The 12,284-nt window shown below is 56.4% G+C and carries 11 protein-coding genes and 2 pseudogenes; 4 read left to right on the top strand and 9 right to left on the bottom strand.

Annotated features, from left to right (window positions below; translation table 11 throughout):
- Positions 1-103: 103 nt before the first annotated feature.
- The 3 genes and pseudogenes from ACIQUH_RS22605 to ACIQUH_RS22595 all read left to right on the top strand — a co-directional run.
- Positions 104-304, top strand: a pseudogene (locus ACIQUH_RS22605) (AAA family ATPase); the annotation flags it as partial.
- Between the two features lie 90 nt (positions 305-394).
- On the top strand, positions 395-1,264 hold the full coding sequence (locus ACIQUH_RS22600; RefSeq protein WP_400819214.1) for a DUF4435 domain-containing protein: 870 nt from the start codon (positions 395-397) through the stop codon (positions 1,262-1,264).
- Between the two features lie 156 nt (positions 1,265-1,420).
- Positions 1,421-1,753 carry a hypothetical protein gene (locus ACIQUH_RS22595; protein ID WP_147401498.1) on the top strand — a complete coding sequence of 111 codons (333 nt, stop codon included), beginning with the start codon at positions 1,421-1,423 and terminating at the stop codon, positions 1,751-1,753.
- 108 nt (positions 1,754-1,861) lie between these two features.
- On the opposite strand, the pseudogene ACIQUH_RS22590 reads toward ACIQUH_RS22595, so the two are convergent.
- Positions 1,862-2,224 (bottom strand): annotated as a pseudogene (locus ACIQUH_RS22590) (type II toxin-antitoxin system RelE/ParE family toxin).
- Positions 2,225-2,226: 2 nt separating this feature from the next.
- Positions 2,227-2,478, bottom strand: coding sequence for a type II toxin-antitoxin system ParD family antitoxin (locus ACIQUH_RS22585; protein WP_400819204.1), 252 nt, complete (start codon positions 2,476-2,478; stop codon positions 2,227-2,229).
- A 187-nt stretch (positions 2,479-2,665) separates the two neighbouring features.
- On the opposite strand from ACIQUH_RS22585, the gene ACIQUH_RS22580 reads away from it, so the two are divergent.
- Positions 2,666-3,028: a hypothetical protein gene (locus tag ACIQUH_RS22580; protein WP_400819201.1), complete on the top strand. Its 363-nt coding sequence runs from the start codon at positions 2,666-2,668 to the stop codon at positions 3,026-3,028.
- Between the two features lie 64 nt (positions 3,029-3,092).
- Here ACIQUH_RS22580 and ACIQUH_RS22575 read toward each other — a convergent pair whose 3' ends face one another.
- The 7 genes from ACIQUH_RS22575 to ACIQUH_RS22545 all read right to left on the bottom strand — a co-directional run bounded on the left by ACIQUH_RS22575 (position 3,093) and on the right by ACIQUH_RS22545 (position 12,282).
- Positions 3,093-4,016 carry an SRPBCC family protein gene (locus tag ACIQUH_RS22575; RefSeq protein WP_400819198.1) on the bottom strand — a complete coding sequence of 308 codons (924 nt, stop codon included), beginning with the start codon at positions 4,014-4,016 and terminating at the stop codon, positions 3,093-3,095.
- Entirely contained in the window at positions 4,013-4,354 is a 342-nt protein-coding gene (locus ACIQUH_RS22570; RefSeq protein ID WP_400819196.1) for an ArsR/SmtB family transcription factor, read from the bottom strand. The genes ACIQUH_RS22575 and ACIQUH_RS22570 overlap by 4 nt, the downstream gene beginning before the upstream one ends.
- A 317-nt stretch (positions 4,355-4,671) precedes the next feature.
- Positions 4,672-5,559 (bottom strand): hypothetical protein, encoded by an 888-nt coding sequence (locus ACIQUH_RS22565; RefSeq protein ID WP_400819193.1) that lies wholly within the window; start codon positions 5,557-5,559, stop codon positions 4,672-4,674.
- A gap of 55 nt (positions 5,560-5,614) precedes the next feature.
- Complete coding sequence (locus tag ACIQUH_RS22560) at positions 5,615-9,991, bottom strand: RHS repeat-associated core domain-containing protein (protein WP_400819191.1); 4,377 nt, start codon at positions 9,989-9,991, stop codon at positions 5,615-5,617.
- On the bottom strand, positions 9,981-10,490 hold the full coding sequence (locus ACIQUH_RS22555) for a hypothetical protein (protein WP_400819189.1): 510 nt from the start codon (positions 10,488-10,490) through the stop codon (positions 9,981-9,983). Before ACIQUH_RS22555 ends, ACIQUH_RS22560 begins: the two co-directional genes overlap by 11 nt.
- On the bottom strand, positions 10,487-11,074 hold the full coding sequence (locus ACIQUH_RS22550) for a PAAR-like domain-containing protein (RefSeq protein WP_104680216.1): 588 nt from the start codon (positions 11,072-11,074) through the stop codon (positions 10,487-10,489). Before ACIQUH_RS22550 ends, ACIQUH_RS22555 begins: the two co-directional genes overlap by 4 nt.
- A complete protein-coding gene (locus ACIQUH_RS22545; protein ID WP_400819186.1) occupies positions 11,074-12,282 on the bottom strand; it encodes a DUF2169 domain-containing protein in 1,209 nt (402 codons plus the stop codon). Before ACIQUH_RS22545 ends, ACIQUH_RS22550 begins: the two co-directional genes overlap by 1 nt.
- Positions 12,283-12,284: the final 2 nt, after the last annotated feature.

Below are 12,284 nucleotides of genomic sequence, written 5' to 3'. Positions count from 1 at the left end.
ACACGTCAGGAACGGGATGCTGTCGCCCGTCGAGTTCGAGAAGCAGCAGAAAATCTAACCCGAGGGTGTCTACGAAACTCGGGGCTATTCAAACGTTCATGACTTGGACGAACTGAGCGCCGGCGAGAAAGAAATCTTGTATGGGTACCTGCGGATACGCAACTCCGCCCCCCAGCATTCAATCATTCTGTTAGATGAGCCAGAGCTACACCTCAATCCAAGGCTAATTCGCGGCCTGCCAGGCTTCTATCAAAAGAACCTAGGAACTGCTCTAGACAACCAGATTTGGCTAGTAACGCATAGCGACGCCCTGCTTCGAGAAGTAGTAGGCAGAGAAGGATACAACGTTTTCCATATGCTACCATGTGGAAATGTCCCTGAAGGAGAGACACAGTTGAAACCATTGTCCGTTAACGCGGACTTAGAACTGGCGATAATTGATTTGGTAGGAGACTTGGCTGCGTATCGGCCAAGTGGAAAAGTGGTAATTTTTGAGGGCGGCGGCGATTCCGATTTTGACCAAAATATAACAGGCAAACTATTTCCTGAGCTTCTGGAGCATGCAAATCTCGTTTCAGGAAGCAATAAGGCGAGAGTGCAAGCCCTTCAAGAGGTACTGGAAAAAGCTACTGAAAAAGCCCAATTGCCATTCAAATTCTTCGCAATAACTGACCGAGATTCTGACACCGCAATTAATCAGAGCGAGAGGGTTCGTTCTTATTCTTGGGATGTGTATCACGTCGAAAACTATTTCGTTGAACCTCGTTTTATCAGAAGGGTCTTAGAATCACTCGGGCACTCCAACGTTCCGAGTGAGGCGCAAATAACCGACGATCTACGTGAGTGCGCCCACGAGGGTATGCCAGAGTTAATACGTCACGAGTTGGCTGAATTCGCGAACCTCACCATGATACGAGCTATCAACACTGGCACCGACCCAAAAGCTGGTAATCTTGGATTAGCACTGTCCCAAGCAGTTGAACGTTCACTTCAACGATTACAATCAGCTACCGCTAATTCTCTTAGCCAAGCGTCCCTGTCTGACAAAGAACAAGAGCTTCGGCGCAAATATGAAGAACATCTCGCGAGTGGAGAATGGGTTAAGTCATTCAGAGGTAGAGATATTTTGAAACGGTATGCAGGAAAATGGGCATCTGGAATAGCTTATGAAGTCTTCAGAAATCTAATTATCTCTCAAATGCGCGATGCCAGCTATCAGCCTGTGGGGATGAAGGCTGTAATAGATCGCATCATCGAAGAGTGAATGAACCGCACTGAACCGCACCGGGTTTGCCGGAAGCCATTTCGTTACGTCTGCAGGGCAAAACCCGTGTCAAAATTTGGGCTTCTATCAGCCGTAGCACACAATATAGCCGATTCGGTCGGTTCCGGCGTAGGACTAATGGTTGGCGTCTACTCGATGGATATCTACGGTGAGGCCGCTTCTACCGAGGAAGGTTACATCGAGGTAGACTTTCTCACCGGTAGTACATTGGGCGGAAGCGTCTCAGCTTCGCTCATGAAGGCTCTGAAGCTCTACAGCGAGGAGTTACCCCGCTTCTGCGAACGGAACGGGGTCGAGGTTGCCGAATTTCGTACGCTTAGTGTCCGCTTTTTGACAAAAAACCTTGAGCCGACTTGCATAGTCACTACAGAAGATCATCACGGGCGCTCCTCTATAGACGAATATCAAGGATTGCCTGCCCGCCGTGTGAAGAAACTGGATTATCTGGGACGGGTACGGCGAAAATAGTACACTGTGGAACTAGTCGCACCGGTTTTAAATCGCGACGTTCGCATTGAGCCTCAACGCAGATCGCGGAAACGCGCCAGCTCACACCGTTTGGCCACGCCACGCGCTTTATCGAGTTTGGATAGTGCCTCTGGCGTCGAGCGCCGTGAGATCTTCTCTCAAGCGTATTGCCATATCCATCCGCTCATGCAGGATGCTCACCACGCCAAGGTCACCGTTATCAAGCTTTCGGAAAAACAGGTAGTGATGTTCATACCGGCTGAAATAAGCTTCACGCATGATGTCACCGGGAACTGCAAGTCTTTGGGGAAGGCGCCGCCAAAGCAGGTGATTATCGCAGAGTCTCTGCAAATGCGTGTGTAGGCCACGTATATAGGTCTCAGCCTGTGCTTAACCCCAAGCATCCACAGTGTCACGCCAGATTTTATCCTGTGCGGCATCGGCAGGCGCATAAAAGCGATAAGCTGCCATAACTAGCGACGCTTGTTTCGGCCGATTACATCATCAGCAGAGACGGCTACGAACGCACTATCATCGGCGCGCATTGCGGGAGCCAGTTCCTTTTGCAAAGCATCCCATGCCTCGTCGCGGGTTTGTAGGTCACGCCGAATAAGCGCTCGAATATATTCGCTCGCATTCTCATAAAGACCTTCATCGCCAATCTGCTGCTGGATATGGTCTTGCAGCGCGCCGCTGACTTTGACGTGAATGCTGCCTGACGCCATGGCCTTTTCCTCTCGCTCTCATCAAATATGGAAGGCGTGGCATATATTGTCAATATTCATCACAGCATTACGACAAGTCGTGCATCCCTCAGCATCGCGGCAGGGGATCAAATCGCTATATCGTTTACTTTGCCCAACGGGCGAAATATTCCTAGTCTGACGAGAAAGCACAAATGAGGATCAAGACTTGAAGGTCATCACAGAATCCGGATTTGCCGCTGCCGCAATACTTTTTTCTAGCTCTGTCGCCTTTGCCGCACCCACATACCTCAGCTGCGAATTCGCAGGTTCGAAAGGAGCCTCTCAAGTCTTCAATTTCGCTCTCGACCAAGCCGCCGGGACATTTGGAGTTTATGTCCCGGCTTCTGGAAGTCAGAGAATGGAGAAAGGCACCTTTTCCGGTGGCAAAGCGAGCCTGAACGAAGGCTCGGTGGCATGGGAGATCGACATCGCCAAGGGTTCAGTCATTCGTGACAAGCGCATGATTGGCGAGAAGGATGGCGGGACCTGCAAGACGATCTCGCAGGCGCAGAGCGGCTTTGAAGAGTAGTTGCCGCTCTGGACAAGAGGCCGGTATCGAGACCTCTGCACAGGAAGCTGACGGCCCAGCGCATCTATAACGCCTTGGCGAAGCGCTCCAGTTTGCCCAGCGTTTGCTGACCCAGCTCCACGGCGCCGAAACCCTTCGCTTGCTGGAACTCGGCTTCCGTGCTGAACACCATGCCCAGCACAACTTTCGTCGCGCCATCCTGATCTTCGAAGGAGGCCCAGGCGTCGGCATGTTTCGGCCCGTTTTCGCCCCACAGCAGCGTATAGGCGAGCCGCTCTTCGGGCCGGACCTCGACATAACGATGATGGTTCGGGAAGACTGTGCCGTCAGGGCCGATCATGTCGAAGACCCATTCGCCGCCGGTCCGCAGATCAATTCTCTTCGTGCGGCAGGAAAAACCTTCAGGGCCCCACCATTGCGGCAGCGTCTTCTCGTTCATCCAGGCTTTCCAGACGATGTTGCGCGGCACCTTTATCACTCGCTCCAGAACCATGGTTCGCCCGGCCACGCTGGCCAGACTGTTGAGGCTCGCGCCGAAACCTTCTTGATAGCCATCGCGCATATCCTTGGCCAGAGAGGAAAGCTGCACCGTTACGGTCAGGCGGCTCCGCTCTTCCGCAGACTGAAAATCGGCAGTCACCAGCGCTGCCGACTGGGTTACGCCGCCGGATGAGACCACCTCGTAATTCACGCTGCGGCGGGCTGGCTGCAGCTCCAGCCAGCCGCACTCACAGCGAATATCCGGCTGGCCGGCGACCTTGCAGAGCGACACTTCGCGGCCGCCCAGCCTGCTGTCCGCCTCCAGGAATTCCACGGTGACCGAGGGTGACGGAGAGGCCCACACCGCCCGGGCGGCGGGTGACAGCCAGACCTGCCAGAGAGCCGATAGCGGAACGGCAATTTCCCGTTCGAAGCTGAGCGTCGCAAAACGGTCTTGTGGCTGATGCGGTTCAGCGTATGCGCTTTTTTGACCCGGTTTCGTTGTCATTCGGAATCCTCCTTCATGGCCTGCATTGCAAATGCCTCCAGCCGGTCAAGCCGGCTCTCCCACACGGCCCGCTGCTCATCGAGCCATGTCCTTACCGGCTCCAGCGCTTCGGGCACGATGGCGCAGGTGCGCACCCGCCCATCCTTGGACGTAATGATCAGCCCCGCCTCCTCCAGCACGGAAAGGTGCCGCATGACCGTGGGCAGACGCAGCCCCGTGGGAGCGGACAGCTCCATGACCGGCGCCGGCCCGCCGCCGAGGCGCGCCAGAATCGCCCGTCGCGTCGGATCGGCCAGAGCCTGGAAGATCAGTGACAATTCACGATGATGCTTAGTCATGTTGCTAACTATCATGCTTCATCATGACGGAGCAAGGGAAAACTTAGCATATCAACTAAGTTTTATCGGCGGAAATGATCTCCGGGCATGAGGGGCCTGAGTGTCGACCAGACGTTTCGTTCGGGTGGCGAACCCTCCCTTCAGCGCATGGCTTGTGGCAAGGCACTTGCTGGCCAGATGATCGGCGAGGCTGCAGCGAAATATTCCGCTACATTCTATCATCCAGACCGGATGGCCTCATGGAGACAACGAAGTATTCATGATCCTGAGGCAACCAAATCCATAGCCCGCGGCGGAGGTCGCGACACGAAGAACGGTCATAAGGCAGCGAATTCGTCGCCGAGGGCGTCGTGATCTCCGCCTTCTTCATAGAACGGATCCCGAGCGCGATAGGCGTTGATGACATAATTCTCAAGCTTCGGGAAATTGTCGCGCGGAAATTTGCAGGGATAATGCGACGCCTCAAGGTTTTCGAGCGACCTGCTCGCCAGCTTATCCCAGCCTTCAAGCTTGTTCTTACCCTCGAAACGCAGTGATCGCAGTTTGGTAAGTTCCGACAAGCGTGACACGTCACCGGTAATTCTGCTGGAAACAAGTTGCAGGACTTCAAGATCCTTAAAGCGCAGAATGTCGTCAATATCTTTGATAGTCGATGAGATCAGAAAGAGTTTTCTAATCGGTGACTTTTCGAAAAGTGCAAGCGATCCGCTGAACCCGTGAAGCGCGAGATTTTTCAAATCCGGCCATCCGTTTCCGAGATTCTCGACCTTGTTAGTCTTCCAGTCGAGATTGAGCCAGGTCTCGAGCTTCGGAAAAAGCTCAGGCAGTCTCGCCCGGAAAGAAATGCCGTGCGTTGTAATTTTCCTGATGTTCGGGAATTTTTTGAAGACGTCGAGGTCGAAATCCTCGGAGAAGGCGCCGGACCCGACTATTCCGATCTCAATGATATCATCCTTCTTGCGGATGCCGCTGAAATCGGGAGAGAAATAGTCCTGCAGCTCGTTCTCGGCGACATCTTCAACCTCGATCGAAAATCCGGTGCAGTCATGTTCGTCGATGAGGCGCGAATACGCCGTGAAGGCGGCCTTGTTGAAATAGGCTATCTTCTGAAATGCCGGGGATCGCGTCTCCTCGATGAAGACGTATGGCCCTGTCATCAGGTTTTCCATCGTTCTTTCATCTATTTCCAAAACGATCTCGGACACTTAACTTCTCCATTATCCATCGGCAGCACAGAACGCCTGATTGTTGTTTCGATACTCAGCATCGACCGAACGCGGTTCTTATTCTCGTTGCAGTCAACGTTGCAGCCGCTCTTTGGGCCGGTGTAGCACGGTTAAACACCGATTGCCCGTCAAGTTTCACATTGGCCCAGTTGCTGTCGGCCACCGCATTAAATCCGGATTGGGACAAGAGCCGGTTCTCGACCAACGCGCCATAGTCTCTTGGGTTCATACCCGCCGCCGCCGCATCTGCATCGGTATTGGTATAAAGACGGCGCGGGCATCGGTTACGACCTTGCTCTCTCGTGCTCGACCCGGTTCGATAACGCATTGATTCCGCCATGCGCGTCGGCTCACCCTTGCCCACATAACACCGCTTGCCAGGCTTCATCTGGAAGACATATACCCCATAAAGGCCGAGTGGATCCGCCCACCATGTCGGAATCTCGACATAACCATGGGTGCGCAGCCCCCCGAGAAGCCCTATGGGATCGGCGCTCAAATATTGGCCTGTCGACGGGTCATATGTCCTGAAGCGGTTGTAACAAAGGCCAGTCTCGGCGTCTTCCCATTGGCCCAGAAACCGGATGGGGCACAGATCAGCATCAATCACCGCCGCGTGTGCGTTTATCCCGGGTTGGTCATCGCTCATCGGCGCAGCATCGGCAACGCTGACAAGCGAGGCCTGAATCGATCTGAAACCCTGCGATGCGAAACCGCCAGAAACAGCGCCACGATTGTCGTTGGCCGCCGTCCACACGCCCCGCATTCCGCCCCACAGCCTGTAGGAGGAGGACCAGACGATTTCGCCTGATGGCCTCACCAGTTCTCTCGGCGCACCAAGATGGTCGGTCACGACATGGAGAATACGTTGCTCGCCGGAAGAATCGATGTCGACCCTGAGCATTGGCACAAAGCTGTTGGGCTCAAAATGCCACCAAACGAAAGACTGCCGGTCTTCCGGATCATCCGCTATCCGATATTCCGCCGCCAGGACGTCGCCATCCCAAAGGAACCGGTGCACTGAAAGAGTGGCATCGCTATCCCTGCCCTGTCGCCTTCCTGCCCGAACCTGCCGCTTTTCGATCCGGCGTCCGAACGGATCGTAGGAGTACCGCCAAGCCGACCCATCCGGGCATTCCACCCCGACCAGCTGATCGAAACCATCCCAAAGGTAATGGAAGCTCTGCCGACGGAACCCGTTGCGATCCACGTGTCGGCCGCAGACGCGACCGGCAGCGTCATACTCGTAGCTTATCTGCTCGCCGTGCGGGCCAAAGGCCTGCAGCACCTCGCCGCCGGCGGCATGTGACCATTGCCGAAGCGGGCGACCGAGCGGGTGGTCGGGAAGGGCAGTTTCCGACGCGGCAATATCCTGGGTCGGCGCGTAGTCGAAACGCTCCACCTCGCGGCTGTCGCCCCCGATCCCGGCAATGGCATCGGCCGGAACGGTCGCAAGAACAGGCGTTCCAGGATTAGGCCCTCCGTGCCACGCAGCGGTGACCTGTCCGTTGCCATCCATTTCATAACAACTGGCGCCCCAAAGTGGATCGGCCACCATGGTCGGTGCTGCGGAGCGGTCCCATTCGAACTGCCGCGACCAGATTTCGGGCAGCAGAGCCGACTGCTGCCCGGTGGCCCGCACGCGGCTGGACACCGTCTGGCGGACGAGCTGGCCTACGGGGTCATGGACAAATTCGGTAACGAAGCCATCCGGCGCCGTGCGGCGGACGGGCTGCCCCAATCGGTCCCGTGTGACATTCAAAACAGGAAGTTCACCGAGAGATACGCCGGTCAGGGCGCCGAGCGGGTCGTAATCATAGGTGACCACCTGATCGCCTATACGGCGTTTCACCCGATTGCCACAACAATCATACTCGCTTTCGATGCGGATCCCGTTTGTCGTTTCCGAAACCGGCTGGCCGGCTGCATCATATTCCAGTGAAACCGTGACATGGGCATTGCTTGCGAAATTCAATCTTCCAACATCGTCATAAGCAAATGTTTCGCGCTGCAGCGCTTCGGTTTCCCCCGGCAAAAAGGCGGAGCGGCTGACAATGCTTCCCGACGGGTCCCGCCCATAGGCGACGAGCCTGCCATCCGGCTGCTTCGCCTCGACCACTCTGTCCGCTCTGTCGAGCACGTAATCGGTTGTTCGCCCGCTAAAATCGGTTTCCTGGACGATACGTCCGCCAGCGTCGCGAACGAAGGTCCATTCCCGTCCAGCCTCGTTGACCGCCTTCATCAGATTGAGTTCGTCGTCGTAGTGAAATCCGATGCGCCCACCCATGGGGGTGATCGACAGGACAAGATTGCCAAGTCCGTCATATTCATAACGGCTTCTGCGCCCTTCTCCATCCACTGTTTCCAGAAGGCGCCCGTGCTCTGAGGTATAGCTGCTGAACACAGCGCCATCCGGTCGGATAATACGCGTCGGGCGAAAGAAATTATGCCCTGACTGGTCCTCGTATTCGTAGGTGGTCGACGCGCCGCTTGCTTCAGTCATCCGGATGACGCGACCGAAGGTATCACGTTCGAAGCGCGTGCGCGCATTGCGGAAGTCCAGCGTTTCGGTGAGCCAGTTGTGGCCATCATAGGCGTTCTGCGCAATCAGTCCGTCATGCCGAATGATGCCGGTTGGCAGCCCAGCCGCATTGTTGCGGATTTCCGAGATATGCCCGATCGGGCTTTTGACAAGGCTCAGTGCGCCAAAATCGTCGTAGTGGAAGTCCCATGCTTTTCCAGCATTGTCTATGACGAGTTCCATATCGCCTTCGGACGTCCAGCCATAATAGGTCGAGCGACCGACGGGATCGCGAATGCTTTTCACATTTCCGGCCGCGTCATAGGCGTAGCGGGTCTCGTTGCCCTCTCCGTCGATCTCGGCTGCAATCCGTCCTTCATCGTCCGTTACAAAGTGTTTTTCATGGCCTAGCGCGTTCACTTCGCGGATGATCGCGCCATTTTCGTCATAATGAAACTGGATGGCGCGGCTCCTGTCCGAGCCGGGCATGTAGGTCGTGACCCTGTTTACCTCGTCATATTGGAAAGTCGCAGATACGCCCTGGTTGCTCTCCGTTCGCGTGCGCCTTCCCTTTTCGTCATGTTCGAACTTCGCGTGATAATGACCGTTGCGGATGACTTCGGAAAGCATGCCGCGGTCGTCATAGGCAAATTCATGACGTTCGCCATAGGGGCATTCCGCCAGCACCATTCGCTGCTTATCATCATAGCGATAACGCATGACCGTCTTGCGGCTGCCATCAATACCTTCAAGTTCAGCCAGCGTGCGCAAGCTGCCGGTGTAGGAAAACAGTATTCTCAGGCCTTCGGGAGTCGTGATCGACACGAGGTTGTCGGCGGCATCCCGCGCGAACTGGAGCGTATTGCCGTGCCGGTCCTTGATTTGCGCGATACGCCAGATACCGTCCCTGCCTTTGGCAAAATGGGTTTCCAGCGCATCTTCTTTGAGGATCAGTACGCGGCCGTGGCTCTGCATCAGACTGGTATTGCGGACCGTATCACCCTCTTCCCATCCGTCGGGAATAGGCGTCGGCGCCTTGAAATTGACAGCGAAACCGTCTTCGTCGAGCAGGGTGAAACCCTTGGCCTCGTTCCTGCTTATGGTCGCATCGATATCGCTCAGTCGGCCGGGTCCGAGCGGGCCGCTGGCCTCGACATCGCCGTACCAGGTGCTGGTGATCGCAAGTTTAAGCAAACCGGGAATGGCGAAATCGGGATCGTAATGGACCGGAATTCCCGTCGGCATAAAAGCCGGATTGCCGGCGAGCCGGCACTCTTTGCGTTCACGTCGTTTGCGCCTGCGCCCCCTCACGCGTTCCTGTGCGCGAGTACGATTGCCTCCCAATCGGCCACGCGGCCTTCGCCAACGCCCGAAAAGTTTTCTCCCTCGCCTGCCCAGCCATCCGCCGGGACCGCCAAGCAAGTCCTGCGGGCCTACTTCTATTATATCCCACCCGGAGGCCCGTGCGAGGAAGTCATCGGACTGGCCGCGCGCCATATGAAGGCGCTGCGGTCCCGTCATGTTATCAAGAGACCCTTGCATGCTGCCATTGGTCTCTATGAAATCCTCAAAGGATTCCGCGTAGGAGTGATTTTCCAGCGCGTTGAGTTCCGTCGCCGCTATATAGGCGTCAGCCTGCAGGTTGGTCCCGTATTCGATCTGCTCCTCGTTTGGACGGTTGCTACCCACCTCACGGTTCAGGGCGCTCAGCTCCTCATCGATCTCGCGCAGCTCCTGCTTACGGTCGTCGATCATCTGCTGGCGAAGCGCCTCGGCATCCTGTTGAGGTGCGCCCGATCCTACGACCACACGCCCATCGGCATTGGCGGGCGTCTGGGCGACATGCGGCTGTCCGCCATTGCGCTGATGGACCTCTTCATCACCCGCCATGTGAGGCCTCCTGCATCGCCAGGTAGGCCGCGCCCCAGGAGACATCCGCCAGATTTGAATAGGCGGAAAACTCCCAGCCCACCGTCTTCCGCGGGCGCGAGACAATCACGAAACTATCGCGCGCCGCCTCTGGCAGCTGCCGCCATTCGGGCGAGCCAAGCGCGACGCCCTCGTGGATGTCGAGATGGTATTCCTCGGTCATAAAGGCGTGGAAAACGGCGCCATCGAACCGCAAGCTAAGGCTCGCGGGCAGAACTTCCTGTGACCGAAGTCGTAGACCGGTGAAAACCCCAGACAGCGCCTCGCTGGAAAGCACTGATTCGTCGTGTAGTAGAACCTCACCGCCATCGTTTAAGACGACCCACTGGCAACCGTTGCAAACGAGCTCCACCTCGCCACCATCGGCCGCGAACAACAGATGAAAAATGCTGCCGTAAATATATTTTGACTGAACGACAGGCTTGCCGATCAGATTTTGCAGGCCATCCTGAAATGTCATTTCCCAAACTCTTCTATAATAATTTGCTTGATTTCCTGATAGCCCAGACCCTGCCCGCCGATGATACGATGAAGTTGCTGGCGCTCGTCCTTGCTAAGGCTGTATATTCTCACCAGCGAATCGATCTGCTTGTTCTGCGCCTGATTGTTGCCCGGCGTGCCACCACTGCCGGCCAGGAGGATCGGCACCTTTTCTTCACCGATGGTACGATGGGGTTCGGTGCCTCCCGGTCCCGGCCTGTTGATCCAGGCCGGATCGGAATCGCGTACAACTGCCCAGCCTTCAGAAAAGACCGTTTTCGAACCCTTTTTGGCCAGCGCATGAGACTTGTAGCCGCTGACCTTGACGCCCTTTCCGACGCCAGGCTCATGCCCTGTCACGACCAGTGCGCGAGAATTCAACTGAAAATCCTGCTTGCCGTTATTACGAACCGTCCGGGACGTGCGCACGGAAGACCCCAGTGCCACCATGGACATGTAGGGTACCGGCACCATGGAGGAGCCGATGGGCGTCTTGCAGACATCAGGGCCGGTGCAATGCATGATGTTCGCGCCGTCGCGACGCGCGGAAATCGGAATTGCCATCAGGCGGCCTCCTCTTCATCCTGGTCGGGATCGAGAAGCACAGGGTCGCATGCAACCTCATCGGGGTTCACCAGAACGGGGTTGATCCGGCGCAGCTCCTGCGAGCTACAGCGCAGAAGGGCAAGCCCCTCCGTCGCGGCCATATCGTAGGGTGTACGCCAGATACAATAGATCCGCGGATCGTTCCGGTCCCGCTCGCTGATCTCCAGAAAAACGGTATCGAGAACCATCTTGAGCGGCAAAACGCTCTCGTCATCGCGCAGCGACATCGCGACCAGCTGCTCGTCAGGCAAGCGGATGCTGAAGTCGGGACGGTCGGGAAAGAGGTTCTGCAATTCTATGCGGACCGAGCCTTCCAGATAACGGGCTCCCTGGCTGCCGGCAGGCGCGGAATTGTGGAAACGGTAATCGTAGTCCGCCGCCCAGTTGGGCCAGACATGCTCGATCCAGTGCTCGTCATAGGTTCCGCCCAAGGGACGCCGCGGCAGCCATGCGGGCGGAACGGGACCGAGGCCTTCAACCGCATATTGTTCATAGGGATCCGACAGGATTGCGCCTTGGCTCAAGATTTGCGGCGCATGGACCGGCCGGGTGTGATCGGTGAACTCCCGATCGATCAGACCGCGCCCGATCGGGTTGTACTCGAAGGCTTCCAGTATGGGATTGCCGTCATCGTCGAGACCCTTATCGATCATGCCTCCGAAAGCATGCTCGTACCGGATCGGCAAACTCTCGATCGGGCTCGGGGAAGACAATGCCCAGCCTCGGAAAAACGGTTTGAATTTCCGCCAGTCCGGCTTTTGCTCGTCACTCAATGCCTTCAGCCAGATCGGGTTCCACTCTCGCGGCCCGGTGACCATCAATTCATGATGGACGAAAACGCCCAGATCGTCGGATATTTTGATGGAAACAGGCCATTCGGTTGCTGGCTTTCCATCTGGAGCGTAGGCGGTTGCGTCAACGATGACCTCGCTATGCGGCTTGTAGGGCACGAAGTCAGACGGGTAGCGCACCGAAGAGACATTGAGGTCATCGTGGTACGTGTCAGTAAAGACGAACGGCTCCTGCTCGCTTGAGAACCGGCACTCGCCATCGGCGCCGATATCAAGGGCAGTCTTTGCCATGAACACACCGAATTCCTTACCCGCCGCATTGCGGTTGGAGAACCGCAGGTTCGCAAATGGCGTGTAGTTGATGATCTTGACCATTT

It is taken from the genome of Agrobacterium sp. NPDC090283, from assembly GCF_044769685.1.
Lineage (GTDB): Bacteria > Pseudomonadota > Alphaproteobacteria > Rhizobiales > Rhizobiaceae > Agrobacterium.
The sequence above is the reverse complement of the archived record's forward strand: the minus strand, read 5'-3'. Positions and strand labels throughout refer to the sequence as shown.